This window comes from Bacillus sp. JJ1532 (assembly GCF_036965085.1).
Taxonomy (GTDB): domain Bacteria; phylum Bacillota; class Bacilli; order Bacillales; family Cytobacillaceae; genus Cytobacillus.
Map to the genome: position 1 here is coordinate 67,614 of NZ_JBALOW010000011.1, position 26,058 is coordinate 93,671.

Genomic DNA, 26,058 nt, shown 5'->3' on the forward strand with positions numbered 1-26,058 from the left:
TCCTATTTAGGAAAATTATTTATCCATAATTAATATTTGGATACTATAGCGATTTTAGTCAAATACCACCCCGTTTCCCTTGGAAAAATTGTAATTTAGCCCAAATTACTTTTAAAAAGAAGAGATATAGAGCGACGTCTGTAATATTTGGAAATATGGAAATAATGGGACTTTTATATTGTTAAATCCTTCTTCAGCCGTTATGATGGTGATAAAATATAGGGGAGGGATATCTTGGAAAGTAAGGTGCGTTCCCGTGGCGATATATATTATTTTATCAGCGCTCATTTCTCTTGTTGTGATTTGCGCTGTGCGTGACCGTAAGAATTGGAAGTAGCTTAAAAAAATAAAAGGGACCGAGGCAAGTGGTTTTCCTTTACTAGAAAGAAGGTACTTATTTTGCTAGTCATATCAGAAAAACAACTGCGATCCATGTATACAATGAAGGACGCGATTCAGGACTTGGAACAAGCTTTACAACATTACATAGAAGGAAAAATTCTTAATCCGCACAGGACGGTTCTGGAATTCCCCGAAAAGAATGCATCGGCCCTCTATATGCCTAGTGCCATGGAGCCAATCGGAAAAACGGCTGTCAAGGTAGTCACCATTTTTCCAAACAATCCATCAGTAGGGAAGAAGACCACTCAGGGTGTCATTGTTTTAAGTGACACCGACAATGGAGACCATCTTGCTTGCATGAATGCCTCTTATTTAACAAGGCTTCGTACGGGGGCGGTAAGTGGGATCGCAACGAAGTATCTTGCGAAGGAAACAGCATCAACGGTAGCAGTCATTGGCTGTGGCGGAATGGCAGAGGAGCAGCTTCAGGCTGTTCTGGAGGTTCGTGATATTAAGAAAATCTTGCTTTATAATCGAACAAAAGAAAGAGCACATGCATTTGCTGATAAAATTGCAGATCTTAGCCCAGAGTATAAAGGCGAAATTGCGATTATAGGTCATGCAGATGAAGCTGTTTCGAAAGCAGAGATCGTTATTTGCAGTACGCGCTCAGAAACTCCTGTTTTTTCAGGGGAAGCGCTGCAGCCTGGAACACATATTAATGGTGTTGGATCGTATCTCCCGCATATGCAAGAGGTAGACGTACAAACTCTTCGTAAATGCTCAAAAATTGTTGCTGATACGATTGAAGGAGTAAAAGATGAGGCTGGTGATTTTATTATTCCTGCAAACAGAGGAGAATGGAGTTTTTCAGACCTTCATGGGGAAATTGGAGAGCTGGCAGCAGGGAGAATCGCTGGCAGGGAATCGGATGAAGAGATCACCTTTTTTAAATCAGTTGGGATTGCATATTTTGATTTGGCTGTTGCATCGGCCGCCTATGAAAAGGCTATTAAGCTCGGTGTAGGAAGCAAAGTAGAAATATAAGAAGGTAGTTTAAAAGGGTTCAAACAAAGAAAATCAATAGTGTTGATATGAGAAGGGGCATCCAGTAGTCGAAAAATCGACTTATTAGATGCCCCTTGCTTTTTTTCTTAATTTTAGCGGACAGACAATCCTCTATTTCCATAAATTCGCATATTTATCGAATGAATCGGACACAGGATCCGCTAATGAATGAAATCTATAAGAAAATAGCTTTCTTTTCACTCAATAGCGGAACCCAAGTCTATTAACTTCTAAAAAGCAATCTTTTTAGATAAATAACGGAACCAGGGTCCTTTTTTTAACGAATTCCTTTCATGAAGCTCTGAATTTTTGGAGCTAACATAAAAAGGATGATCGAAAGCACGATGGAAGCCCCGCCGATGATGCCAAAGTACATCATTTCCGTTTCTGGTGAATAGAACTTAACGATTTGTGCATTAATCGCCCCTGCAGCTGCTGTTGATAAAAACCATAGACTCATTGTCTGTGCAGAGAAAGCAGCAGGTGCTAATTTCGTTGTAGCTGAAAGTCCTACAGGTGATAAGCATAGTTCGCCAAGAGAGACAATTAAATAACTTAGTGCAAGCCATATTGGACTAACTAGCGAATCTCCGCCACTCAAATACCCTGGCAATAGAATGACGATAAAGGATAATCCAGCTAATAATAAAGCGATTGAAAACTTTTGCGGAATGGTTGGCTGGCGCTTCCCTAACTTTATCCAAAGCCAAGCAAATACAGGTGCAAAGATGATAATAAATAATGCTGGCAGAGATTGGAACCAAGCAGGTGAAATATGAATGCCTGCAAAATCTAATTGTGTACGCTTATCTGCATAGTTTGCAAGAATAGTAGCCCCTTGATCATAAATAACCCAGAACATGACAGAAGCAATAAAAAGCGGAATATAGGCAATGACTCGAGAACGTTCCACATCTGTTGTTTTTTTACTGCGGTACATCACAATGAAATACAAAGTTGGTATTAAAATACCAAGAACTCCAATGAATGCAATAAATACATCAAAAGTTAAATACCCTGCAGGAATAGCGACTGCACAGATGGCAGCGATTGCAATTACAGATAAAACAAAAATTGTAAATACCTTTTTCTTCTCATCTGGAGATAGTGGATTAGGAACGATTGTTCCTGCAAGCCCGAGATTTTTTTTCTTAGTAAAAATAAAAACGAGTAATCCTAAAAACATCCCAATAGCAGCAAAACCGAAACCTAGGTGGAAGCTTTTTCCCATAGCGCTGCCTGTGATTAACGGAGCAAGGAATGCGCCAAGGTTAATTCCCATATAAAAAATACTGAAGCCAGAATCACGTCGTCCATCTTCTTCGCTATACAAGTCACCAACAATACTAGAAACATTCGGTTTCAGTAATCCGGTACCAAGTACAATCAGCACCATGGAAATAAAGAACATCGTTGTATTTCCGGGAATAGCCAAAGCGACATGACCAAACATAATTAAAATTCCGCCGTAAAATACAGCTTTAGATGTGCCGATTAACCTATCTGCCATCCAGCCGCCAATAATTCCCGACATATAAACGAGTGCACCGTAAATCGACATAATTGATAGCGCAAATGACTGATCTAATCCTAAACCGCCTTTTGACACTTCATAGTACATATAGAATACAAGAATAGCCCTCATACCGTAATAGGAGAAACGCTCCCAAAATTCAGTGAAGAATAATGTAAATAGTCCCTTTGGGTGACCAAAAAACCCTTTTCTGGGAACGCTTTCAACAATTTGTTGCCTGCTAATATTTGACATAAGACGACCTCCTTATTATTCTATAATACTTTCGAAAGTTCGAAATTGTCAAAAGGGTATTTAGGGAAAAGAAGATACTCAGCCTCTAAACCTTGGTATAATTGGATTTTGATTACCAAATTTCTAAAATTTAGTTTTTTTGAAATAATAAATATATATTATGTTTTTCTTCGGATAGGAAAAACAAAAAAGAAGCAAGGACTCCTTGCTTCTTTTCATTAAATGACAAGCACTTCTAAAATTAACGAATCCCTTTCATAAAGCCCTCAATTTTCGGAGCTAAGATAAATAGGATGATGGAGAGTACGATGGATGCTCCACCAATGATACCGAAGTAAGCCATTTCTGTTTCAGGTGTGTAAAATTTAACAATTTGTGCATTAATAGCTTGAGCAGCAGCGTTTGATAAGAACCATAAGCTCATCGTTTGCGCTGAGAAGGCTGCAGGCGCTAGTTTAGTCGTAGCAGATAGACCAACTGGTGATAAACATAATTCACCAAGGACGGCGATGAATATACTTAGGACAAGCCATAATGGATTAACCAATGTATCAGTACCGCCAAAGTACGCTGGTAAAAGAATTACAAGGAATGATATACCAGCGAAAAGTAAAGCTATCGAGAATTTTTGCGGGATAGATGGCTGGCGATTTCCTAGTTTCACCCAACCCCAAGCAAATACTGGTGCCAAAACAATAATAAACAACGGGTTTAATGATTGGAACCAAGCTGGTGAAATCGTAATTCCTGCAAAGTTTAACTGTGTCCGAGTATCCGCATAAGCTGCAAGGATGGTAGAACCTTGCTCTGCGATGGCCCAGAACATGACGGAAGCAATGAAAAGTGGAATATAGGCAATGATTCTTGAGCGTTCTACATCTGTTGTTTTTTTACTGCGATACATGACAACGAAATAAGCAGTTGGAATCAAAATACCCAAAATTCCTACAAGTGCAATAAAGCTATCAAACGTTAGATACCCGGCTGGAATGGCAATTGCACAAATAATAGCAATAATAACGGCAACTAATCCAAATATCGTAATGGTCTTTTTCTTCTCAGCTGGTGAAAGTGGATTGTGTACAATGGTGCCAGCTAGACCAAGATTTTTTTTCTTTGTAAACATAAATACTAATAACCCTAAAAACATTCCGACAGCAGCTATACCGAAGCCTAAATGGAAGCTATAACCCATTGTACTTCCGACAATTAGTGGTGCAAGGAACCCTCCAAGGTTAATGCCCATGTAGAAAATACTGAAGCCGGAATCTCGGCGATTATCTTCTTCGCTATAAATTTCCCCAACTACACTTGAAACGTTTGGTTTCAATAAACCTGTACCAAGTACAATCAGTACCATGGAAATAAAGAAAAGTGTGATATTTCCAGGGATAGCTAAGGCTAAATGACCAAACATAATCAAAATCCCGCCGTAGAAAACGGCTTTGGACGTTCCGAATACTCTGTCGGCTAACCAGCCGCCAATGATTCCTGACATATATACTAATGATCCGTATATGGACATAATGGCAAGGGCAGTAGGCTGGTCAATACCTAATCCGCCTTTTGACACTTCATAGTACATATAGAAAACTAGAATGGCCCTCATTCCATAATAAGAGAAACGCTCCCAAAATTCTGTGAAGAAAAGGGTGAACAATCCTTTAGGATGTCCGAAAAATCCCTTCTGAGGAACGCTTGCTACAATTTGTTCCTTATCTATTTTAGACATGTAAATATCCTCCTTACTTTTTTCTATAATTTGCAATTTTACAGAAAGCTATTCGTTTAAAAAACGAGTAATATTATACTATAATACTTTTGATAGTTTTAAATTGTCAAAAACTATTTTTTAACAGGGGATGATGAAATCGCGTTAATCGTTGGTAATATAAGCTTTAATGTAAAAAGAGTAATTAAAAATAAGTTTTTTTAAAATAATAAATTTATTATGATAAGGCGGAATATTCCCCAAAAAAATTCTAGTAAAATTAAAAGTGGCCGTGATCTTTCAGCGTTATGTTATAATTTTCTGAAAAGGGGGAGAAGGGATGAAAAATAAGGTACTTCATGCAGTTCAAGATATTTATCCGGATGACTTTGCCTGGTGCTATGGGTGTGGCCGCTTAAACGAGAATGGCCACCATTTTAGAACGGGCTGGTTAGGGGAAAAGACGGTAACATTGTATACGCCTAAAGAAGAACATACCGCCATTCCGGGGTTTGTTTATGGAGGTTTAATTGCATCACTCATTGATTGTCATGGAACAGGATCTGCCGCATTGGCTCTGCACCGTAAAAATGGGCATGAGATTGGGGATGGAGCGGAGCCGCCGCGATTTGTAACAGGCTCCTTAAAGGTTGACTTTCTTAAACCGACCCCTCAAGATGTCCCCTTAAAAGCAATAGGCGCTGTAACCGAAATACATCCGAAAAAGTGGAAGGTTGACATCGAAGTGTTTGCCGAGGATGTGGTATGTGCCCGCGGCGAAGTCATCGCGGTTGTCATGCCTAGCACATTTGCCAAGACGGAATAAATAATTCAAGCAGGAGGGAAGACCTCCTGCTTGAATTATTTCGAGTATGGCAAAAGGATTTTGACATGGGTCCCTTTGGATGAACTCTCGATCATGAATTCTCCTTCATGCTCTGCAATAATGTTTTTGCAAATCATTAATCCTAGCCCCGTTCCTTTCTCCTTCGTTGTGAAGAAAGGCTCCCCGACTCGAGTAAGTAAATGTTCTGGGATCCCTGAACCTTCATCAGTGATCTGAATCATGATCCAGGCAGGATGCTGCTGTCGAATATCAATATGTATGGCACCGCCTTTGGGCATGGCCTCGATTGCATTTTTAAGAAAATTGATAAACACTTGCTTTAATTTGTTTTCATCACAATTAATAATGGGCAGGTTTTGCTCGATCGTCTTGATGATTTGGATATTATTTAAATTTGTTTGGGTTTCTAATAATGTGAGGACATGGTTTAATACAACCTCAATATTTTTCTGGGCTAATTTTGATTCTTGGGGCTTGGCCAGCCATAATAACTCGTTTAGAATCGTTTCAATTCGATTAATTTCTGAGTTAATGACATCGAAGTATATTTTATTTTGCTTAAAATCGCTCTCCATCATTTGGAAGAAGCCTTTTATGGCTGTTAAAGGATTCCTGACCTCATGTGCAATTCCGGCTGCTAACTGGCCGGCAATTGTTAGCTTTTCGGAATTAATCATCAATTCCTTTGTCTTTTCTCTATCACTGACATCACGCATAATCATGTGGATGGCCGGTTCATTTTCAAATATGGTTGGAATCGTTTTTAATTCAATATGAATAATCTTTCCATCCATGCGAATGAATTTCTTTTCAAATGGACCAACAGAATGAATATGTAGATTGCGCTGTTTAAAACACTCATGGTCCTGATACAAAATAAAGTCATAAATCGGTCTCCCGATAATATTTTCTTTATGCTGCAACCCAAGCATCTCGATCCCTGTTGCGTTAATAAAAATACATTTTTCATCTTTTAAAATAATGACGCCATCCGGGGATTCCTCTACTAAGCGGTGATATCTGCCCTCGCTTTCACGCAGGTTTTCTTCCGCTAACTTTCGGGCAGTGATATCTTGAATCTGACTGATATAGAATAAGGGGATCCCGTCCTCATCTCTCACTAATGAGACGCTCATTAACCCCCAAATATACCGTTGGTTCTTATGGATATAACGTCTTTCCATTTGATATGAATTCTTTTTCCCTTCGAAAAGAACTTGAACGATATGTTCATCTATTTCTAAATCCTCTGGAGGAATGATATCCATAATCGTTACTTGTAACAGCTCGTTTTCTTCATAGCCCAAACTGTCACATAAAGACTGATTCGCCTTTACTATTTTTCCATCCAATGAGATGAGTGCCATTCCTATTCCCGCATGTTCAAAGGCATGGATGAATAATAACTGATTATCTAAAATAATTTTATTCATCATGAATACTCCTTAATAATGATTTACTCATTCTTAGTTACAGGATTTATGTAGTTAATTTAAAGGATTAGGAAAATGTACTGTTTAATAAAAACCCCTCGTGTTTTTAAACTACCTTTAGGAAAATAGCCACTTAACAATATAATACCATTTTTAGAGAAAAATTGTATGAATTGCCAGACATCTTTTGCCCAAGGATAGGAGGTTGGTGATGCTCCGTAAGTTATGTAAAAATCATAAACCTAGATTTTTTCAATACAATAGGTAAAGAGATTTTTATATTAAAATATATGCCTGCCCACCTGGAAAATGGTGTTAAAAGTAATTTATTTCATACCTCTCTAAATCATAGCTTAAATCAAAGGATAAAAGGTTAAGAAGGGGTTACAAAACGCCGCTAATGATCAATTTGTTTTTTCACATTTTTTATATAACTCTCTTGGATAAACTATAAACAGAGAGGGTGCTGCTGAATGAAGGAATGGTGGAAGGAAGCGGTTGTCTATCAGATCTATCCACGGAGCTTTCAGGATTCGAATGGAGATGGGATTGGTGATCTCAAAGGAATCATTCAAAGGCTGGACTATATCCAGAAATTAGGCGTGGATGCCATCTGGATTTGCCCTGTGTTTAAATCCCCAAATGACGATAATGGCTACGATATTTCGGACTATCAGGATATTATGGAAGACTTTGGAACAATGAAGGAGTTTGATCAGCTTCTCGAAGCGGTACACAAACGAGGCATGAAGTTAATCATTGATCTTGTTCTAAATCATACAAGTGACGAGCATCCATGGTTTATTGAATCCAGGCTCTCAAAGGATCACCCGAAGAGAGATTGGTATATTTGGCGTGACAGGAAAAATGGACGTGAGCCGAATAACTGGGAAAGTATTTTTGGCGGATCGGCATGGGAATACGATGAGAAAACAAAGCAATATTACCTTCACCTTTTTTCGGTTAGACAGCCGGATTTAAACTGGGAGAATGGTGAAGTTCGCGAGGCTTTGTATGAAATTGTTAATTGGTGGATTCAAAAGGGAATTGACGGTTTTCGAATCGATGCGATCAGCCATATTAAAAAGCGGGCGGGTCTTCCCAATTTGCCTAATTCTAAGAAATTAAAGTATGTCCCGTCTTTCCAGATGCATTTGAATCAAAAGGGTATTCATGAGCTATTGAAAGAGTTTAAGGAACGGACCTATGGAAATTCAAATGTGATGACGGTTGGGGAAGCAAATGGAGTGACAGTAAAGAATGCCCGACAATGGGTTGGACAAAAGCAGGGCGTCATGGATATGATTTTTCAATTTGAGCATCTCGGTCTTTGGGACCCGGAAGATAAGGACACAGAGCTAGATATCATTGAATTGAAAAAGGTGCTGACTAAATGGCAAAAAGGCTTGGAGTTGGATGGATGGAATGCTTTATTTATTGAAAATCACGATAAACCTCGTGTTGTTTCAACCTGGGGGGATGACGGGGAATATTGGCGTGAGAGTGCGACAGCCTTTGGAGCGATGTATTTTTTCATGAAAGGGACGCCGTTTATTTATCAAGGGCAGGAAATCGGTATGACGAATGTTTGCTTCTCATCCATTGATGATTATGATGATGTGGCAACGAAAAACCTCTATAAAAAGAAGCAAAGCGAAGGACTAAAGAATCAGGAAATCATGAAGATTATTTGGGCCTCCTCTCGTGATAATAGCCGAACACCTATGCAGTGGTCAGCGGAAGAACATGCTGGATTTAGCACCGTACCCCCATGGATGAAGGTAAATCCGAATAATAAAGAATTGAATGTGGAAACACAGCTTCGGGATGAAGGGTCGGTTCTTTCTTTTTATAGAAAAATGATTCAATTGAAGAAACAGCATGAAGTATTTAGTTATGGTCAATATGATCTAATTTTGGAGGAGAATAAACAAATTTTTGCCTATACACGGACATTTAAGGGTGAAAAAGCGGTGGTTCTCACAAATTTGTCCGATCGGCAGGCGAAGTTTCAGTTAAATGAATGGAGCCTAAGCTCAGACCAGCTTCTTTTAAATAATTATTCAGTGGAAAAACACAGCTTACAGTCCATGTTTTCTTTTAATCCTTATGAAGCTCGAGTATATATTTGTCATTCCGTTACGTGATAAAATAAAGGAAAAACCTCGTAAGGAGCACGATGATGGCACAAGGGAAAACGAATGCCATGCGCATTCTCGATTCGAAAAAAGTGAAATATGAATTAATCACCTATGACAATCAGGATGGAAAAATTGACGGTGTCTCAGTAGCGCAGAAAATCAATAGAGAGCCGAGAGAAGTTTATAAAACACTGGTAGCACATGGAACTAGCAAACAAATTTATGTGTATATTATTCCGGTCGAGGCTGAGCTAGACTTAAAGAAAGCCGCCAAGGCAGCTGGAGAGAAGAAAATCGAAATGATTGCGGTCAAGGATATTCAGACGCTAACAGGCTATATCCGCGGCGGTTGCTCACCAGTTGGCATGAAAAAGCAATATCCAAGCTTTATTGATATTCAGGCATCAGAGCTTCAGTCCATCATTGTGAGCGGCGGGAAAATTGGCATTCAGATTGAAGTTAGAATGGAGGACCTGATTCAGGTCATACAAGCTCAGTTGAAGGATATTTGTAAAAATTGAACACATTTAATGGATTATTTACCACAGACTTGGGGCTGTGGTTTTTTTTAGGGGATTTTTTTCCTCGTCTAAGTAGGCATTCACCCATCAATCCCCATTTGCATATGGTAAAGGTGAAAAACAATTCAGGCAAATGAACGGGAAAGGACGTGTAATTGTGGCTGGAAAAATTTTAAATTACTTTGGCGGTGGAAATACAGCACGTGGTTTTTACAGCTTGTTTGAGTCTAACCTGCAAGGACTTGAACGATTATTCATCTTAAAAGGCGGTCCTGGAACGGGAAAGTCCTCTCTTATGAAAGCCATTGGTTCGGAATGGGCAGAGAAGGGATATGATCTAGAGTATATCCATTGCTCATCGGACAATAACTCGATTGATGGTGTTATTATTCCCGCTTTGAAGGTGGGAATTGTCGATGGAACAGCCCCTCATGTCATTGAACCAAAGGCCCCAGGTGCCGTGGAGGAGTATGTCAACCTAGGTGAGGCCTGGGATTCGAAGGCTTTAGCAGAGCAAAAAGAGGAAATTACGCAAATTAATGAGCAGGTAAGCCATTCCTTTGAAATGGCCTATAGCAAATTAGCAGAAGCACTGAAAATTCATGATAAGTGGGAAAACGTTTATATAGAAAATATGGATTTTGCGAAAGCGGATCAGCTTACAAATAAGCTATTGAAGGGATTCTTTGGGAATATGCAATTAAATAAGGCTTCCAATGTTAAGCATCGCTTCCTTGGAGCAGCAACACCAATTGGGGCGGTTGATTTCGTTCAAAACCTGACAGAAGGCCTTCCTAAACGATATTTTGTTAAGGGCCGTGCGGGTACAGGAAAGTCCACGATGCTAAAAAAATTAGCTAAAGTGGCAGAAGAACGAGGATTCGATCTAGAAATTTACCATTGCGGATTTGACCCGCACAGTCTCGATATGTTGATCTTTCGCGAGCTCGGTCTGGCGATCTTCGACAGCACCAGTCCACATGAATACTTTCCAGATCGTGGGGGAGATGAAATTATTGATACGTATGAAATCATTGTCACCCCAGGTACGGATGAAATTTTTGCTGAGCAAATTAAAGAAATTAGCCAGCAATATAAGGCAAAAATGAAAGAGGCTATTTCCTATTTAGCTCAGGCAAAAGCACAGCGTGAGGAATTAGAAAAAATTTATATTGGAGCGATGGATTTTAAAATGGTTGACCGGATGCGGAATGATATCAGGGCTGAAATTCTGCAAGTGTCTGAAAGAAATTAATAGCTGCAAGGTTAATAGTTTATTTGATTTTTTATATTTTTTCATTAAAGACACGGCCCACACACAAGTGAACGAACCTTGCAAAAGATTATTATAAGCAGTCAAACACCCAAAGTAGGCGTTTTGCATACATTAGAAGGAATGTAAAATGAGAGGAGATACAAAATTTATGGATTACAGCTACTATCCCTATTCATTTCCTTTGAATGCAGAGCAGAATGCTATTTATAACAGAATATTTCCGGGCGGGGGATCTGGACCTCCGGGGTACCCTCCAGGAGGTTTCCAGCCGGGCCAACCAGGATTTCCACCGGGTCAGCAACCAGGATTCCCACCGGGTCAGCAACCAGGATTTCCTCCAGGCCAGCCAGGATTCTCGCCAGGTCAGCCGACAGGTGGCGGACAGCAAGGGGGCCCTCCAACATCACCGCCGCCAGCCTTCACACCGCAAATGCAGCAAGCTACTACCTTTGCAGTGGATCCAGGAGCAATTAGAAGATGTTTATTCCGTTTTACTTATATGTGGCTTCATAATGGCCGGAGCTTCTGGTTCTATCCAGTCTTTGTCGGAAGGGATTCAGTTGCTGGCTGGCGCTGGAGGAGAAATCGCTGGGTATACTTCGGAATAGACCTGCGCAGCGTCCGCTCCTTCCAATGCTTCTAAAATCGGTGCAAGGTACCAGTTAATTAATACTGTGCGCATGGAGAGGACAGTTAAGCAGCTATAAAGACGGACCTTCGCTGGCCCGTCTTTTCCAATTAGAAAATAATATGCGCTGCTAGAACGATCATTTGGACGGATTGATATATCGGTGAACAGTTTGTCCCAATGGTTGAAAGATGGTTATCTCCTAAATTGGAATAAGAAAAAGGGCGGCCCTATATAAGTAAGGCCATCCCATTCTTTATTACTCCGAGTATTCAAGCTGCTGTTCTGCAAGCTCCCGGTATAGAGGATGAGATTGCAGCAATTCGATATGTGTTCCGGTACCTGTGATCGTTCCAGCATCCATAACGGCAATTTGATCAGCGTCGATAATCGTTGATAAACGATGGGCAATAACTAAAGTAGTTCGGTTGGCCATAAGGTTCTTAAGGGCATTCTGGACGAAGTGCTCGGATGTACTATCTAAATTAGAAGTTGCTTCGTCAAGGAGAAGGATTTTCGGATTTCGAATGATGGCTCTGGCAATGGCAATCCTTTGTCTTTGACCACCGGAAAGCTTTATCCCTCTTTCTCCTACCTCCGTTTCATAGCCGTCTGGCAGCTGATTAATAAATTCTGCTGCGTGGGCAAGCTCAGCGGCTTCCTTCAGTTCTTGATCAGAAACTCCCCTCTCTAATCCATAAACGATATTGTCTTTAATCGTGCCAGACATAAGCGGGCTTTCCTGTGAGACATAGCTAATCTGGCTTCTCCAGGAAAGAAGGTTGAATTCATTAATATTTGTGTCACCGAGCAGAATTTCCCCGCTATTAGGCTCATAAAAGCGCTCAAGCAAGGCAAAAAGGGTAGTCTTTCCACCTCCGCTCGGTCCAACAATAGCCGTTGTTTTTCCAGCGGGTATTGTTAAATGAATATTCTTGATGATAGGATTTTCATTATAAGAGAAAGATAGATTTGTAAAATATATATCTTGGGCCGGGTCTTTTACAATTAAATTCTGTTCAGACGGTTCTTTCTCAAGAGCAAGAATTCCCTGTATACGCTCAGTAGCCCCAATTGCTTTCTGAAAAGCGGTAAAAAATGAGGCCATTTGGGTAAACGGCACGACAATTTGGAACATGTAAATAATAATAGCAACGAGGGATCCTGCTGATAATTCTCCTGATGCAACTCTAACTCCTCCGTAGCCAATTAGGATGACAAGGACAAGCATCATAATAAAGGTCATAAAAGGTGAGATAATAGCTTGTATCTTTGCCTCCCTAAGGCCAAATTGGAAAAGGTGCTTAATCCCTTTTTCCCCGCGGATCTTTTCAGCGTTTTCCGCATGGTAGGACTTAACGAGACGAATATCAGTAAGAACACGTCCAAGATTTGCGGAAAAGTCGGCCATTTCATCTTGGGTAGCTTTAGAAATTTTATACATTTTTTGACCTAAAGGCATAATGAGCCCGATGGAAAGCGGGACAGAAATAATCATGATCAACGTCATTTTCCAATCGATCATTAGAAGGATAGCGATTGCCCCGATAATCGAAATGAGCCCAGTTAAAAAGGTGATTAAATGCTGGGTAATTAAATTTTTTACTATATTCGTATCCTGTGTAACCCGGCTCATCGTATCTCCCGATTGATGTTTATCGAAAAAGGGAATGGGGAGAAGTAAAATTTGCTCCCATAGCCGCTTGCGAATGGAAGCGACAATCGCCTCCCCGATGTAGGTCATAAAATAAAATGAAAATCCGGAAGAAATCGTCTGGACAATAAATGCTGCCGCTAGAAGTATAATCAAAGATGTTTCCAGTGCTGAAGCAGCCAGTTGGTCAACGAGTGACTTTGTAAAAAGGGGAACGATTAGACCGGCTCCGGTTTCGATTAGGCTTAGGACAATTGCTACGATGAAAATCAACTTCGGAGGATTTGCTTCTTTTAATAACTGCGAAAAGGCTTTCCAATTTGTGGTGGCTTGGCTATTACTCTTTCCCCGAACTTTCATTGAATTCAAACCCCATTTCCTTTAAAAATATTTCCATCGCTTTTGTAAGCCACTTTTCCTCCTCGGCTGAAAAAGGGGAGTGAAACAGGATGGGATCATCCTCTATTTCGCCCCCGCTATCAAGCAGGTCTTGAACGAGATTATGGTCGTCCCCTGTGAGTTCTTTCACTAATTCCATATAATCTCCTATTAGCCTTTGAACTTGTTCGTTTGCAGGATCTAGTCCATATAGCTCCTTTAGTTCGGAAAAAACAACAAGTGTTTTCTGATTCATTTCAAGCTGCTTTTCCTCAGGAATGCTATACATTTTCTCAACCTTCTCTTCCGGTATAATTTCTTTCAGCCATTCCTTATGCTCGTTTTCCATTTGAATATTTTTAATTAGGGAAATAAAAATGGAAGAATCAACCTCTTCATTCTTGTCCATCATATGCAGGGCATGATCGAGTGCCCGAATGACGTTTTCAAGCTGCTGTTTCTTTTGCAGCATTTCACTTTTTTGAAAGGTTAGTGAGTCTTTTAAACTCCAATCCTGCAAATGAATAAACTCACTGATTTTCTCAAGGGGATAGCCTAAATATTTGAGTGAAACGATTTTTTGCAGTTTAATTAAATCCTCGTCAGAATAAAATCTCCTGCCAGACTCGGTTATTAGGGTGGGCTTTAACAAACCAATTTCATCATAGTAATGCAGAGTCCTTACTGTCGAACCTGTTTTTTTGGCAAATTGACCGATTGAATAGTTAGCAGACATGCGGTTGATTCCCCCTCCAATAATTTCTATCTCTATCATAAAACCTAACGTTACGTAAGAAGCAAGTATAAACTTTTATAAAGTGGAGTTGTGCTGTTTTCTTTCTGAATGAATAAGCTACAATATTAGTAAAAAGAACTTGAGGTAAATAAAAATGATCCAATTATTAGTTGAACTTTTTGAACAGAACAGGGATCCGGAGAAAGCCGGCCCAATGGAAGCTTATATGAAAAACCATTTTCCTTTTCTCGGGATTAAGTCGCCTGATCGGAAGGGATTAGTTAGGCAGCTTTTTCAGGAAAGCGGGCTGTTAAAGCAAGACTTTCAGCCAGAATTTGTCCTAGCTTTATGGGAGAAAGAAGAGCGAGAATATCAATATGCTGCTATGGATTATTTAGAGAGATGTTTGAAACAGCTGGACAAGCAGCATATCTCATTGATAGAGCAATTAATTACAACAAAGCCATGGTGGGATACGGTTGATTTGCTCGCATCAAAAGCTGTGGGGGCAATAGCTGAAAAGCATCCGGAGGTAATTACTGAAACTATTGAGGGCTGGGCTTATGGGGATCACCTCTGGCTGCGAAGAACCGCTATTCTTTTTCAGCTAAAATATAAGAATCAAACAGATGAAAAGCTCTTATATCGCTACATCGAGCATAATAAAGACAGTAAGGAGTTTTTTATTCAAAAAGCGATTGGCTGGGCTTTAAGGGAGTACTCAAAAACGAATCCGGAATCTGTAAAGGAGTTTATCGAATCGACTACTCTTGCTAGCTTAAGTGTTAGGGAAGGAAGTAAATATATTTAAGGACTGAAAAAGCGTTTAGGCATTCGGTAAAAGCCGAAACTGGGTAATGAAAAGCATTGTGTTCGAAGGGAGGATAGAAATGGTTCGTATCGTATCGATAATATTTCTAGCATGTATGATCATGATCGGATGTTCCGATGAAGGGAAGAAGGATGTTGAGGACCAGGAAGCGAGTATTCCAGTAACAGCACCTCAAGTTGTGGCAGATGAGCTGCAAATTCCGTGGTCGATTTCTTTAGTTGGCAATAGCTTTTACCTATCGGAAAGGCCAGGGGCTGTTGTGAAAGTGGAAGAGGAAAAAACGGAGCGGCAAAAGGTTGTATTCGAAAAACCGCTTGCTACGGCTGCTGAGGCCGGGTTTTTAGGATTTGTGCTTTCACCAGACTTTTTACAAACAAATGAAGCCTTTGCCTATTACACCTACACGGATCAGACTGGTCAGTTTAACCGAATTGTCGTGCTCCAACTTGAAAATCAAGTTTGGCGGGAAAAGCGCCTGCTCTTAGATAAAATACCGAGCGGACAATTTCATCACGGCGGCAGACTGAAAATTGGGCCGGATGGCAAACTGTATGCCACAACAGGGGATGCCGCTACGAGTCCGGAAATCGCTCAGGATCTCGGCTCTTTAGGTGGAAAAATCATAAGAATGAATTTGGACGGCTCTATCCCAAATGATAACCCATTTCCGAATTCCTACGTATATAGCTATGGACATCGCAATCCTCAAGGTCTTGCTTGGACTGCAGATGGTGCACTTTATGAAAGTGAGCATGGACCTTCAGCCAATGATGAAATTAATTTAATACAGGCCGGAAAAAATTACGGATGGCCGCTCATCAAAGGGACAGAGAAAAGAGCGGGCATGGAGTCACCGTTATTTACCTCTGGTTCCAACCATACATGGGCTCCCTCGGGCATGGCGTTGGCTAATGGAAACCTTTATGTTTCGGCATTAAGAGGAAATGCTGTAATAGAATTTAATCTGCAAACGGGAGAGCAGCGCGAAATCATTACAGGTCTTGGGCGAATACGGGATGTGTTCATCAAGGACAATACACTGTATTTTATTAGCAATAATACAGATGGTCGCGGAAATCCGCTTGAGAGGGATGATAAATTATATCGAATCCCGTTATCATCTCAATAAAAAAAGGTTGGGGCCCAAGGCCCAACCTTTTATTGCATTTTTTGATTATAATACTTGACCGAATACAAGGCTCCCTCATCGACCATTTTATTGTCCTCAATATCTTGTGGATGAGGGTTTCCCGCCTTCTCAATCGGGAGAATTTTACTTTTATCTAATGGAGATGGTTTGATTTTTCGCTTCCAGTCTCTTAGTACATTTCCGGCCTTTAATCTATTGGGTTTAGAAGATAACCATATCGCAGCAGCTGATACACCAGCTCCTGCCGCCATTACGGATGTCATACGTAAGGCTTGTCTCATAGTAACTCCTCCTCTTAAAATTTTGGATTTGATCCTGCTTCATTTCACCTCCTGTTATTTATCATATGTATACCCTTCAGCTTTTCTATCAAAACATGAAATCTAGTAGTCTCTCTTTTCATTCTCGTTACAGAAATATTAAATACGAAAATAATAGTTTTAGATTTCATAGACGGTGGTACACATTAAGCAAGGTTGCAGCGAGCAACCGAAAAGGCAGTCTCTTAAGTCAAACTAAAGGGAGGTAAGAAAATGAATAATCGTTTTATTACTGAAATTTTGACAATGGGAATGTCTAACTATCTGTTAGGCAGTGTGGTTGATCAAGAATCTCCCCCTGCGCGAAGAATGATGAAAAGAATGTTGAGCAGGAGAAAAAAGAACCAATTCTATCTGCACGATCTTCCGATGTAAAGGTTATTTGGGGAAATTCGAGGCTGCTTAATAAATTTTAATGGAGGGAATTCAATGAATACAAAATTAATCGTTCGAGAATGTAATGATGTGGTTCAAGTCTTAAATGAGGTTAAAGCATTTGAATTCAGTGGAGTCCAGCCAGATGATATGTATGTGTTGGCTCATGAAAAGAGTCGGACGGATGAAATAGCAAGGCAATTAGGTATTAATACGATTGGTATAAAGGAAGAAGGTGTGGGGACAGCTGTAAAGAATTTGTTTGAAGGCAAAGGGGATACTCTCCGTAATAAAATACAAGAGATGGGGCTTTCCAAGGAGGAAGCAGATGTGTACGAAATGAAACTGGACCGTGGAAAAATCCTGTTGTTTGTTCAGGAGGACCAACGTACGATTGGCAGTGTGCTTTTTAATAGTTAACGTTAACTAGGCATATAGCAGAAGTTTGCTAAATTGAGTTATAAATGAAAAGAGAATTGTTCCTTTCTGTTAATCATAACAGAGAGGACAATTCTCTTTTTATATGGATTGACATGTTTGTTTGTCCACTGACAACGGACATTGACTAGCCCCAAATTTTAATTTGGTGCTAGCCCGCGCATGAGAAATTGAATGGTTAGTTCAATTTCCTCTTCATCGTTCCATTGGGAATCTGGAAATAGGATGTATCTGCTGAAAAGGTAGCCAATAATGGTAGTAACGGTTAACCGAATAACCTGCTGGGGCAGGATCTCAATAATTTGGCCCTTTTCCTGATAGTATTCTGTTACTTTTATATAGCGGTCAAAGACCTTCTTGGCAATATGCTCGAAAAATTGCTCCTTCAGCTCAGGGTGAAAAGGGATTTCCTGGATTACTATTTTTAAGAGAGGCAGGTTTTTCTTTAAAAAGATCACGCGATTTTCTATCATCGCTCTAAGAAAATCTTCAAACCTCTCATATTTCGTATCCAACACCTTATTCAAGTCCTTAATGACAAATGGGGCCAGCAATTTGGCCATAGTAGGAGCGACAATGCCTAATAACAAATCTTTTTTTGTTTTATAGTGCCTGAAAATCGTACCTTCAGCGACTCCCGCTTTTTTAGCAATTTCACTCGTTGAGGTAGCGGCATAGCCTTTTTCAGAAAATGATTCGATGGCGGCGATGATAATTCTTTTCTGCTTATCTGTTAACTCTTCTTCATTGTCGAAAAGTTGGGTAATCAATAAATCCTGTTCAGCTATGATGAACAACTCCTTTTTACACTCATCCTGATCATTTCATTATAAATGAAGTTCAGATGAGGAAGGAAATAAACAACAGATTGTTCAAATCCTTCGGTATTTTCTTAGTGCAGCAACATTAAGTATCATAAATAGCAAGGAAAATCCAGCCAACATTAGTAAGTCCTGATAAATCATATCCAAGCCAAAGCCTCTGATCATGACATTTCGCAGCGCCTCATTCGCATAATAAAGAGGGGTCAAAGGACCAATCCAGCTGAGCCACTTCGAAATGGTGTCAGGGTTAAATAAACCGGAAAAGAACAGTTGCGGAACAATCACGAGCGGGATAAATTGAATCATTTGCAGCTCATTATTGGCAAAGGATGATAATAAAGTTCCCAATGTTAAGGCTGTAAGGGAAACGAGTAAGGTGATGATCAGGACGTAGATGAAGATGCCCTCCATCAACATGCCTAGTACATAGATGGAATACCATGCAATAACGGCGGCCTGGATCATTGTAAATATTCCAAAACCGATCACATATCCCATGACAATTTCCCATTTTCTCAAAGGACTTGATAATAACCTTTCCAGCGTTCCTGTCGTTCTTTCGCGCAAAAAGGAGACACCGGCTATAAGGAATACGAAGAAGAAGACGAAATATCCTAAGAGAATCGGACCGTAGTAATCAAATTGCCCCATATCACTAGAACCATATAAATAATGCACCTCTGCCGCCTTTTGTGGCCCTCCTTGCTGTAAAGGCTTTAGTGCATCCTGCAGCCATTTTAATACAGAGCCGTTTGCACCTGGATCACTTCCTTCAAGGAATACAGCAGGCTGCTGATTCTCAAACAGGATATATCCATCTAATTTTTTATCTGCTAAATCCTTCTCAGCTTTTTGAATAGAGTCATATTGCGTAACATCAGCATGATCTAAATCTAGCTGATCTGCTATTTGCTCAAGTACATCTACTAAACCAATTTTCGGCTCATAATCAGTTCCATTAAAAACTAAATAGAGCATGGAAAGGACAAGAATGGGAGCAAAGATTAATAGAGCCATTGTCCGTTTATCACGGATGATTTGGCGTAGAATTCGAATAACTAATGCGGAAATTCTCATCCTTCAGCACCTCCATACACAAGGAAAGCTTCTTCGATATTATGGGAATTTGTTTTTTCCTTCAATTCTTCAGGGGTGCCAACAGCAATGAGCTTCCCATCTCGGATCATGCCGAGCCGGTCACATTTCTCTGCTTCATCCATCACATGGGTTGTAACAATAATCGTTGTGCCCGCATCCTTCAGCTTATAAAAAGCTTCCCAAATGCTCTTTCTTAAGACAGGATCAATACCGACTGTCGGTTCGTCAAGAATAAGCAGCTTCGGCTCGTGTAAAAGGGAAATTGCCAGCGAGAGGCGGCGTTTCATTCCGCCAGAATAGGCAGAAACTAGCTTATTTACATGTTCAGAAAGGGAGACGGTTTCCATGACCTCACGCATCCGTTCCTTTCGCTTTCCCCCTTTTAAACCGTAGAGGGCTGCGAAGAATTCAAGATTTTCCTTTGCGGAAAGCTCTCCATATAGAGCATCCGACTGGGCCATATACCCAATTTTTTCAATGAGCTTGAGATTAGGCATTTTCTTTTGAAAAATGAAGTTTTCACCATCCGTTGGGAGATCAAGTCCGACCAGCTGTTTAACTAATGTCGTTTTTCCGGCGCCAGAAGGGCCAAGAAGGCCAAAAATCTCTCCCGAAGCGATCTCTAAGCTGATGTTTTTCAGTACTTCGTGTTTACCAAAAGCTTTAGACACATGGCGAATTGAAACAATATTATTTTCCACTGTCGACACCTCTCTTTTTAAAGTGAGTAATCACTCATTATTAGTGTATGAAAAATACCGGAATTTGTAAAGTGAGTAATCACTCATTTTTTACTAATCTTAATTAAATATTGAATATGCATATCAGAGTGTGAAATTAATCACACTCAGCAAGAAGCAATCTCGATAGAATGTTATGTAGAGTAACATGGAGGAGGTGTTTCGGTATGAGCAGTTCAGTGCGTCAGTCTGATATTGAACATTTTTTAGAAAAAATTGAGATATTTAAAGATCTCCCAAAAGAATCTTACCAGCTGCTTCATAAAAGAATTAGTAAAAAACCTTATAAAAAAGGGGAAAAAGTTATTTCCGAATATGATAAAGCAGAAGGAATATTCTTTGTTCATTCAGGCATTGTCAAATTAACAAAGCAGGACGATCAAGGGAATGAGATGATCACTTGTATTAAGAAGAAGGGGGAGGTCTTCGCTGAGGCATGCTTATTTAATGAGGAGGGAACTTGCTATCCAGCAACCGCGACCATGATTCAGGACGGAGAAGTGTATTTTTTGAAAACGGAAGACTTGGAGCAAGAGTTTCTGGTTTCCCCGGAGTTGGCGGTTCAGATGATTCGCTATATGAGTGTGCAGCTGCGTGATTTTACTTCGATTCTACGGGATGTTGCTTTACTGGATGTGTATATGAAAACGGTGCGGGCATTAGAACGTTTGGCTGAAAAGTTTGGTGCCAATCATTGTAACCGAATGCATATTGAGCTTCCGATAACCGTACAAGAATTCTCAACCTTAGTTGGAACAACGAGAGAAAGTGTCAGCCGGGTTTTTTCTAAGCTAAAAAAGGATGGACTTCTCGAAATTAGCGGAAAAAACATTATAATTACGGATTGGTGCCGCTTTTGCTCCCTTTTTCATCATAAACTCTAATAGTTAATTCTAATAGAGTTATGTATAATAAAGGTATTTAAAAGGGTACAGAGGTGCTTTATCTATGGCAGATTTCCGTTCTAGTGTAATTATTCATAAACCGGTTTCAGAAGTATTTCATTACATGGCCAGTATGGAGAATGTTCCTGAACTCATGCCCAATGTCGTGAAAATGGAAAAACTCACCGAAGGACCGATTGGCAAAGGAACAAAGTTTAAGGAAAGCCGGTCCGTCCGAGGGAATACCGTGAATGCAGAAATTGAGTTTATTGAATATAAACAGGATCAAGCCTTCACAACGAGGAGCAATTCCAATGGCTTGATTACCGAGTACGCCTACACCTTCCATGAGATTGAGGAAGGAACCCAGGTGGAACTTGATGCCTTTGTGAAGACGAGCGGACTTAGGATGAAATTAACAAAGAGATTAATCGTTAATATGATCAAAAAGGAAGACGGATTTCAGCTTGAGTATTTAAAGGAAATGCTTGAAGGCGGAAAAAGTGAGTAATTAGACAAAAAAAAGCAGTTTTTCTCAGTGATGCGAGAAAAACTGCTTTTTTGCATGAAAGGCCCTAGAACGTGTAGGTCCAAAAACGCTCGTTATGAAATCTGGCTACATACTCAGGATCTTGGTTCTCCAGGTTTATCGCCATCTGGCTCACGACCAGCTGTGTTTGCGATACATGTGCTTTAATGGTAGCGAGCTTTTTATCAACAAAAGCAGATACATCATGAACGACATCTGCCTGGCCGATTTCCTCCTCACAATTATGGGAAAAGGCCACACAATGAACCTTTGGACGTTCTTCAGCGGGCATTTCTCTAACTGCCCGAATAACGGCTGCCCCTGTAGCATCATGGTCCGGATGCACGGCATAGCCTGGGTAGAATGTGATGATTAAGGAAGGGTTCACATCTTTAATAATGGAGGCCATATGGGCAGCGACAACTTCCTCATTTTCAAATTCGATTGTTTTATCTCGATAGCCAAGCATTCTTAAATCCGTGATCCCTAGAATATTCGCAGCATCCTGTAATTCTTTTTTGCGAATCTGGGGCAAGGATTCTCTTGTTGCGAAAGGAGGATTTCCCATATTTCGACCCATTTCGCCCAAGGTCAGGCAGGCATAAGTGACAGGCGTACCGCTATCAATATGGTAGGAAATCGTTCCGGATACACCAAATGCCTCATCATCTGGATGGGGGAATACGACTAGAACATGTCTTTCTTTTTCCATTGTGTTGTCTCCTTTCTATCTGATTTGCATATTTAAAATGAATGTTTAACTTAAAAAGGTGATTTGCCAATTTGCAGCGCCACTGCGAGCCTGCCTTCAAAGTCATGTCCAGCTAAAAGGAGACGCCCCTTTTCATCGATTTCAAAATGGGTAATCCCCTCAGCATACACCCAGCCAAAGCTCATTTTGAGCCCAACTCGATAAGGTCCTTTTCCAACTATTTTTCCATGCTCATATTGCAGGAAAGCATTTCGAATATAGGCCCCCGAAGAGAAAAAAGACTTATCAAAATGGGAAGCATAGGCCCCGTTCGTTGTTTCCAAATGAATATATACATCTTTCTTAGCAAAGCGGTCTATTTCCTTTTGCACCTGCTCAGGTTTAACAGCTTCCATAATGGGCCTCCTTTCCAATTTATATTTATAAACTTACGTTTTGGTGAATATGAAGGTTCATGAGTTTTAATTTTCACCCATTTATTTTACTAAAAATAAACAGTAAAAGCGAAACTGACGCTTCTGTGATGAGAAAAAGCATGACTGCACAGATAGATGGAGCCTTTTTGCAAAAAAACAGAGCCAAAAAGGCTCTGTTGAAATCATTGTAAAAGACTTATTCTGCTGCTTCAGATCGTCCAGCACCAAACAGACGGTATGCACCGTGCATCGTTGGCCCCACGTATTGATTTAATTTAAAGCCATGATTAATAGCTGCCGTAATGAAATCTTTTGCTGTTTCAACTGCTTCAACAACCGTTTTGCCTTTCGCAAGCTCAGCTGCAATGGCTGATGCGAATGTGCAGCCTGCCCCATGTGTGTAAGTTGTGTTGACCAACTCAGATTCCAAAAGCTTGAATTCTTTTCCATCATAGAAAAGATCAACGGCTGTAGGGTGGTTTAGCTTGCTGCCGCCTTTGATCACTACATATTTTGCCCCAAGTTCATGGATTTTCACAGCGGCTTCCTTCATATCATCCACTGTTTTGATTGGTCCTGTTTTTGCCAGCTGCCATGCTTCAAAAAGGTTAGGTGTCACAACTGTTGCGCGAGGGACAAGAATGTTTCTTAACGCATCTGCTGTTTCAGGGTGAAGAACTTCATCTTCTCCTTTACAAACTAAAACCGGATCAATCACTACTTTATCTAATTGATTCTCATCAATTGTTTTGGCTGCAAGCTCAACGATCTCGACTGAACCAAGCATACCTGTTTTCATTGCATCGATTCCTGTTGAAAGAATCGTTTCAAGCTGAGTCTCTAGAGTGTCGAGCGCAATTGGAAACACGTTATGGTTCCAATTATTTTTCGGATCCATCGTTACGATAGTAGTAAGAGCTGTCATTCCATATACGCCAAGCTCCTGGAATGTTTTAAGGTCAGCCTGAATTCCGGCACCCCCGCTTGTGTCTGAGCCAGCAATTGTTAGAACTTTTTTCATAGTCATCTGATACTTCCTCCCAAAACTCAGGTTAATTATTCAATAATTTATCCAATTTTATTATAACAATAATTATTATTGACTGAAACTTTAATACTATAGGCTTTTATTTCCAGCCCATTTTCTCTATTATAAGCTTAGGTGATGAATAATGAGGAGAATTTTATATATAGAAGATGATTTGGAGATTGGCAGCTGGGTAAAAGGAGATTTAGAGCAAAGGGGATTTAAGGTTGAATGGTTAAAATCGGGTGATGGAGCTGAGAAAATGGTATCAGAATATGACCTCGTCATATTAGATGTGATGCTGCCGGGTCTTGATGGCTTTACGATTGGCCAGCGGTTGAAAAAAGAGTCGCAAATTCCAATATTAATGCTTTCAGCGCGTACGGCAGTTGAAGATAAGCTGCACGGCCTTCAATTTGCTGATGATTACTTGACAAAGCCCTTTCATCCCGATGAATTGGCCGCACGAATTGAAGTATGCTTTCGAAGATCGGGGCTTTCACTCTCCAATGAGCTGAACCTTGGACATATAAGTGTAAACCTCTCAGAAAATAGAATTTTGGACAGCCGCTCAGGAGAGGAAATTGTATTGACCGGTAAGCAATACCAAATTTTCATGCATTTTTTGAGGCACCCGAACCAGATTTTAACGAAAGAACAAATCTATGAAGCGGTTTGGGGAGAACCTTATATCGAAGGGGATAAGACCCTGATGGTTCACATCCGGTATCTTCGTGAAAAAATTGAAAAGAATCCAAGCTCGCCAGAAATCATTGAAACGATTAGAGGAATTGGTTACCGGGTGAAGCAATGAAACTAAAAAACTCGTTATTGAACCAATATTTACTAATCGTTTTGCTGGCGATTATGATTGTGCCTATTTCCTTTCCTATCGTTACGATGGTTTTCTACCTCCCGTACAGTGATAAAGAACCGAACAAATATCAAAATGGGACCGATCTAGAGAAAATGTGGCATGAAGCCGCACAAAGCTTGGCAGGCGCTTCTGACGAGAAAATAAATGAAAAGTTACAGCAAATCCAACATGAATTCGATCAAGCAAGTATGTTCTGGGTCGATGAAGCAGGGCAAACGAAACTGACATTACCGAAGGATACAACCGTTCCTTCATCATGGTCCCCATCCTATACGATTGATTTCATGAAAAAAAGCCGTGGAGACAAAGTGGATCCTTTTACCGTGGTGGCCTTAATTGGTGAAAATAAAAATGAAGGATTTATGGTTCTGCAAGTACCGAGGTCTGCAATGACGGTAACAGGGCGGCAAATCCAAGAAGATTATAGTTATATCATTGCTATTTTGATCTTTGCGATATTAGCGATTTTTATTTTTATCTCATGGATTTTCTTTTACAAAATTAGAAAGCGGCTTTTACGACTTCGGCAGGCTATGTCGAGCCCCGCTGAAAATGGGATTCCCGATCCAATCAGTGTAGAGAAAAAGGATGAAATTGGACAGCTGGAAGGTTCGTTTAATGAAATGATTCATCAGCTTGAAAGCAGCCGTCAGCGTGAATTGGAGGAAGAAACGCTGAGAAGACAGCTGATTGCCAATCTGTCTCATGATTTAAGAACCCCTCTTACTACGATAAGAGGACATGCTTACAGCCTAAAGAAGGAGCCGTTAAGTGCACAGGGGAAGGAATCCCTTGTTTTGATTGATAATAAGATTGGGTATTTAAGCCAATTAATAGAAAACCTTCTTTCTTATACATTGTTAACATCAGGAAAATACCCTTATGATCCAAAGAGGGTGGATATCGTTCGCTTAGTGAAAACCTCTTTTGCCGCCTGGTACCCTGTTTTTGAACATCTTCATTTTGAGATGTGCATTGATCTTCCTGAGAGGACCTTTTATTGGGAAATCGATTCGCAATGGCTCGAGCGGGTGCTGGATAATATTTATCAGAATGTCCATCGGCATGCGAAGGAGGGGAAGTATATTGGGGTCAAAGTTGACACAGAGCTAGAGCAGATCATAATTGAAGACCGCGGCTCGGGAATGAGCGGGGAATCAACCGGGAAGGGTGCTGGAATCGGACTTTCCATTGTGTCGCTAATGTTGAAGGATATGGGTCTGGAATGGGTTGCGGAAACAGGAGAAGCTGGAACGAATATTAGAATACAGAGGAAAAATTGAGGAGCCGACTTCATTTAAGTCGGCTTTTTCTAATTGGCTGATAAACTGCT

General features: G+C 40.3%; 26 protein-coding genes. 14 read left to right on the forward strand and 12 right to left on the reverse strand.

The features are described 5' to 3' along the window. Positions 1 to 399: 399 nt before the first annotated feature. On the forward strand, positions 400 to 1,389 hold the full coding sequence (locus V7122_RS04800) for an ornithine cyclodeaminase family protein (RefSeq protein WP_335344731.1): 990 nt from the start codon (positions 400 to 402) through the stop codon (positions 1,387 to 1,389). A 298-nt stretch (positions 1,390 to 1,687) separates the two neighbouring features. Here the strand turns inward: V7122_RS04800 and V7122_RS04805 are convergent, their stop codons facing one another. Next, positions 1,688 to 3,178: a peptide MFS transporter gene (locus tag V7122_RS04805; RefSeq protein WP_335525932.1), complete on the reverse strand. Its 1,491-nt coding sequence runs from the start codon at positions 3,176 to 3,178 to the stop codon at positions 1,688 to 1,690. Positions 3,179 to 3,419: 241 nt separating this feature from the next. Further along, the gene (locus tag V7122_RS04810; RefSeq protein WP_335525933.1) at positions 3,420 to 4,910 is read right to left on the reverse strand and encodes a peptide MFS transporter; all 1,491 of its coding nucleotides are present in this window, start codon (positions 4,908 to 4,910) and stop codon (positions 3,420 to 3,422) included. Between the two features lie 319 nt (positions 4,911 to 5,229). Between V7122_RS04810 and V7122_RS04815 the strand changes: the two genes are divergently transcribed. Then, positions 5,230 to 5,715 (forward strand): PaaI family thioesterase, encoded by a 486-nt coding sequence (locus V7122_RS04815; protein ID WP_335344728.1) that lies wholly within the window; start codon positions 5,230 to 5,232, stop codon positions 5,713 to 5,715. 35 nt (positions 5,716 to 5,750) lie between these two features. Here the strand turns inward: V7122_RS04815 and V7122_RS04820 are convergent, their stop codons facing one another. Continuing rightward, positions 5,751 to 7,169, reverse strand: a complete 1,419-nt coding sequence (locus V7122_RS04820; RefSeq protein WP_335525934.1) for a PAS domain S-box protein — start codon at positions 7,167 to 7,169, stop codon at positions 5,751 to 5,753. 473 nt (positions 7,170 to 7,642) lie between these two features. Between V7122_RS04820 and V7122_RS04825 the strand changes: the two genes are divergently transcribed. From V7122_RS04825 to V7122_RS04840, 4 genes are all read left to right on the forward strand, one after another. Further along, entirely contained in the window at positions 7,643 to 9,316 is a 1,674-nt protein-coding gene (locus tag V7122_RS04825) for a glycoside hydrolase family 13 protein (RefSeq protein ID WP_335525935.1), read from the forward strand. Between the two features lie 35 nt (positions 9,317 to 9,351). Beyond that, a complete protein-coding gene (ybaK, locus tag V7122_RS04830; RefSeq protein ID WP_335525936.1) occupies positions 9,352 to 9,831 on the forward strand; it encodes a Cys-tRNA(Pro) deacylase in 480 nt (159 codons plus the stop codon). A gap of 157 nt (positions 9,832 to 9,988) precedes the next feature. Then, positions 9,989 to 11,086 (forward strand): PRK06851 family protein, encoded by a 1,098-nt coding sequence (locus V7122_RS04835; protein ID WP_335525937.1) that lies wholly within the window; start codon positions 9,989 to 9,991, stop codon positions 11,084 to 11,086. 148 nt (positions 11,087 to 11,234) lie between these two features. Next, the gene (locus V7122_RS04840) at positions 11,235 to 11,750 is read left to right on the forward strand and encodes a hypothetical protein (RefSeq protein WP_335525938.1); all 516 of its coding nucleotides are present in this window, start codon (positions 11,235 to 11,237) and stop codon (positions 11,748 to 11,750) included. Positions 11,751 to 11,994: 244 nt separating this feature from the next. Here V7122_RS04840 and V7122_RS04845 read toward each other — a convergent pair whose 3' ends face one another. Both V7122_RS04845 and V7122_RS04850 read right to left on the reverse strand, forming a co-directional pair. Beyond that, positions 11,995 to 13,749: an ABC transporter ATP-binding protein gene (locus V7122_RS04845; RefSeq protein ID WP_335525939.1), complete on the reverse strand. Its 1,755-nt coding sequence runs from the start codon at positions 13,747 to 13,749 to the stop codon at positions 11,995 to 11,997. After that, a complete protein-coding gene (locus V7122_RS04850) occupies positions 13,727 to 14,503 on the reverse strand; it encodes a MerR family transcriptional regulator (protein ID WP_335525940.1) in 777 nt (258 codons plus the stop codon). The genes V7122_RS04845 and V7122_RS04850 overlap by 23 nt, the downstream gene beginning before the upstream one ends. A gap of 154 nt (positions 14,504 to 14,657) precedes the next feature. On the opposite strand from V7122_RS04850, the gene V7122_RS04855 reads away from it, so the two are divergent. Together V7122_RS04855 and V7122_RS04860 are read left to right on the forward strand one after the other, a co-directional pair. Then, on the forward strand, positions 14,658 to 15,314 hold the full coding sequence (locus V7122_RS04855) for a DNA alkylation repair protein (protein ID WP_335525941.1): 657 nt from the start codon (positions 14,658 to 14,660) through the stop codon (positions 15,312 to 15,314). A gap of 79 nt (positions 15,315 to 15,393) precedes the next feature. Next, complete coding sequence (locus V7122_RS04860; protein WP_335525942.1) at positions 15,394 to 16,464, forward strand: PQQ-dependent sugar dehydrogenase; 1,071 nt, start codon at positions 15,394 to 15,396, stop codon at positions 16,462 to 16,464. 29 nt (positions 16,465 to 16,493) lie between these two features. On the opposite strand, the gene V7122_RS04865 is transcribed toward V7122_RS04860, so the two are convergent. Continuing rightward, positions 16,494 to 16,766, reverse strand: coding sequence for a hypothetical protein (locus V7122_RS04865; RefSeq protein ID WP_335344718.1), 273 nt, complete (start codon positions 16,764 to 16,766; stop codon positions 16,494 to 16,496). A 252-nt stretch (positions 16,767 to 17,018) separates the two neighbouring features. On the opposite strand from V7122_RS04865, the gene V7122_RS04870 reads away from it, so the two are divergent. Then, entirely contained in the window at positions 17,019 to 17,180 is a 162-nt protein-coding gene (locus tag V7122_RS04870) for a hypothetical protein (RefSeq protein ID WP_335484974.1), read from the forward strand. A 54-nt stretch (positions 17,181 to 17,234) separates the two neighbouring features. Beyond that, positions 17,235 to 17,600: a general stress protein gene (locus V7122_RS04875; RefSeq protein WP_335525943.1), complete on the forward strand. Its 366-nt coding sequence runs from the start codon at positions 17,235 to 17,237 to the stop codon at positions 17,598 to 17,600. A 158-nt stretch (positions 17,601 to 17,758) separates the two neighbouring features. Here V7122_RS04875 and V7122_RS04880 read toward each other — a convergent pair whose 3' ends face one another. The 3 genes from V7122_RS04880 to V7122_RS04890 all read right to left on the reverse strand — a co-directional run bounded on the left by V7122_RS04880 (position 17,759) and on the right by V7122_RS04890 (position 20,241). Further along, on the reverse strand, positions 17,759 to 18,406 hold the full coding sequence (locus tag V7122_RS04880; protein ID WP_335353810.1) for a TetR/AcrR family transcriptional regulator: 648 nt from the start codon (positions 18,404 to 18,406) through the stop codon (positions 17,759 to 17,761). Between the two features lie 84 nt (positions 18,407 to 18,490). Next, positions 18,491 to 19,519: an ABC transporter permease gene (locus V7122_RS04885; RefSeq protein ID WP_335525944.1), complete on the reverse strand. Its 1,029-nt coding sequence runs from the start codon at positions 19,517 to 19,519 to the stop codon at positions 18,491 to 18,493. Continuing rightward, complete coding sequence (locus V7122_RS04890; protein WP_335344714.1) at positions 19,516 to 20,241, reverse strand: ABC transporter ATP-binding protein; 726 nt, start codon at positions 20,239 to 20,241, stop codon at positions 19,516 to 19,518. The genes V7122_RS04885 and V7122_RS04890 overlap by 4 nt, the downstream gene beginning before the upstream one ends. A 206-nt stretch (positions 20,242 to 20,447) precedes the next feature. Between V7122_RS04890 and V7122_RS04895 the strand changes: the two genes are divergently transcribed. Both V7122_RS04895 and V7122_RS04900 read left to right on the forward strand, forming a co-directional pair. Next, positions 20,448 to 21,164 carry a Crp/Fnr family transcriptional regulator gene (locus V7122_RS04895; RefSeq protein WP_335344713.1) on the forward strand — a complete coding sequence of 239 codons (717 nt, stop codon included), beginning with the start codon at positions 20,448 to 20,450 and terminating at the stop codon, positions 21,162 to 21,164. A gap of 64 nt (positions 21,165 to 21,228) precedes the next feature. Beyond that, positions 21,229 to 21,675, forward strand: a complete 447-nt coding sequence (locus V7122_RS04900) for an SRPBCC family protein (RefSeq protein ID WP_335525945.1) — start codon at positions 21,229 to 21,231, stop codon at positions 21,673 to 21,675. A gap of 64 nt (positions 21,676 to 21,739) precedes the next feature. On the opposite strand, the gene bshB2 is transcribed toward V7122_RS04900, so the two are convergent. The 3 genes from bshB2 to pdxK all read right to left on the reverse strand — a co-directional run bounded on the left by bshB2 (position 21,740) and on the right by pdxK (position 23,848). Further along, complete coding sequence (bshB2, locus tag V7122_RS04905) at positions 21,740 to 22,405, reverse strand: bacillithiol biosynthesis deacetylase BshB2 (RefSeq protein ID WP_335525946.1); 666 nt, start codon at positions 22,403 to 22,405, stop codon at positions 21,740 to 21,742. 50 nt (positions 22,406 to 22,455) lie between these two features. After that, positions 22,456 to 22,800, reverse strand: a complete 345-nt coding sequence (locus V7122_RS04910; protein ID WP_335525947.1) for a YojF family protein — start codon at positions 22,798 to 22,800, stop codon at positions 22,456 to 22,458. A gap of 217 nt (positions 22,801 to 23,017) precedes the next feature. Beyond that, a complete protein-coding gene (gene pdxK, locus V7122_RS04915; RefSeq protein ID WP_335525948.1) occupies positions 23,018 to 23,848 on the reverse strand; it encodes a pyridoxine/pyridoxal/pyridoxamine kinase in 831 nt (276 codons plus the stop codon). Positions 23,849 to 23,993: 145 nt separating this feature from the next. Here pdxK and V7122_RS04920 point away from each other — a divergent pair, with 145 nt between their 5' ends. Both V7122_RS04920 and V7122_RS04925 read left to right on the forward strand, forming a co-directional pair. Further along, complete coding sequence (locus V7122_RS04920; protein WP_335525949.1) at positions 23,994 to 24,662, forward strand: response regulator transcription factor; 669 nt, start codon at positions 23,994 to 23,996, stop codon at positions 24,660 to 24,662. Then, positions 24,659 to 26,008 carry a HAMP domain-containing sensor histidine kinase gene (locus V7122_RS04925; RefSeq protein ID WP_335525950.1) on the forward strand — a complete coding sequence of 450 codons (1,350 nt, stop codon included), beginning with the start codon at positions 24,659 to 24,661 and terminating at the stop codon, positions 26,006 to 26,008. Before V7122_RS04920 ends, V7122_RS04925 begins: the two co-directional genes overlap by 4 nt. Positions 26,009 to 26,058: the final 50 nt, after the last annotated feature.